Origin of the sequence: Ameyamaea chiangmaiensis, assembly GCF_013376175.1 — a bacterium.
In the GTDB taxonomy this organism is placed as follows: domain Bacteria; phylum Pseudomonadota; class Alphaproteobacteria; order Acetobacterales; family Acetobacteraceae; genus Ameyamaea; species Ameyamaea chiangmaiensis.
The window spans coordinates 1-970 of sequence record NZ_JABXXR010000330.1 but is presented as its reverse complement, the minus strand read 5'-3'; the positions used below and the strand labels follow the sequence as shown (position 1 = coordinate 970).

Genomic DNA, 970 nt, shown 5'->3' with positions numbered 1-970 from the left:
GCCACGGCGTCGGCCAGCGCGGGGCGATCCAGACTTTCGATCATGTCGGCGATCCGCACGGCGTCCAGAGCCTTGTTCGTCTGCAGTGCGCCGATGATGTGCAGCCGGGCCTGGGGCCATGCTTCACGCAGGGCCGGGGTGAATTTCGATCGGGCTTCCTGCACCCGGTTCTCACCGAACAGGCGTTGCCCGGCCTGCAGAGCGGCCTCGACCGCGCCGAGCGGGTGGAATTTCGAGACGGCGACCAGTTCGACCGATCCTGCCGCCCGGCCCGCGGCGCTGGCAGCAGCGTCGATGCGGGCGCGGATGGTCGCCAGACGCGGGGCGACGTCCGCACACGCGCTGTCGGGGGCCGGGTCGTGCCTATGTGACGTATCGTTCATGATCGGCATGGCATAGCGATGGCCTGTCGGATTGCCGCGCGCAACCCCCCAGAACAGCGGAGGTGTTCGAACCGGTCTGTGACCCTGGCGTGTATTTCCGTGCAAGTCTCTGAAACTTGGAAGTCTTTCGGCTTTTGCGGTGGTCGATGCGCGCGATCGCGATATGCTTTCGCATGGGTGCGCCCGTGCTTTGGGGTGGCGCGCGGCGAACGAGCATGCGAAGTGCATCCCCGACCCACTGGCACCGCCGCTGACGCGATGCTTCCGACCAGTACCCGGACGACCAGGATTCATGACACCCCGCCCCGCCAGAGCCAACACCGCGCGCCGCCCCAAGGCCGATCCCACCCGTGACGTGGCGTTCGACATCGTGTGTGGGGTCGTCGAACATCGCCGGATGCTCGAGACGTCGCTCGATCGCGCCGATGGCGGGATCGACGCGCGCGACCGGGCGGCCGCTCACCGGCTGGCGGCGACGGTGCTGCGCCATCTGGGCACCCTGCACGAGATTCTGGCGCCGTTCCTGCGCAAGGAGCCGCCCGAACCCGTGCGCGTGGCGCTGATGCTGGGCGTGGCGCAGCTTCTGT

The 970-nt window shown here is 68.2% G+C and carries 2 protein-coding genes; one reads left to right on the top strand and one right to left on the bottom strand.

Going from position 1 to position 970, the window contains the following annotated elements; genetic code table 11:
• On the bottom strand, nucleotides 1–383 hold a 383-nt coding region (locus HUK82_RS16865), incomplete at its 3' end, for an alanine racemase (RefSeq protein ID WP_176614999.1).
• Nucleotides 384–675: 292 nt separating this feature from the next.
• On the opposite strand from HUK82_RS16865, the gene HUK82_RS16860 reads away from it, so the two are divergent.
• A partial coding sequence (locus HUK82_RS16860) for a transcription antitermination factor NusB (RefSeq protein WP_305144421.1) occupies nucleotides 676–970 on the top strand: 295 nt, incomplete at its 3' end.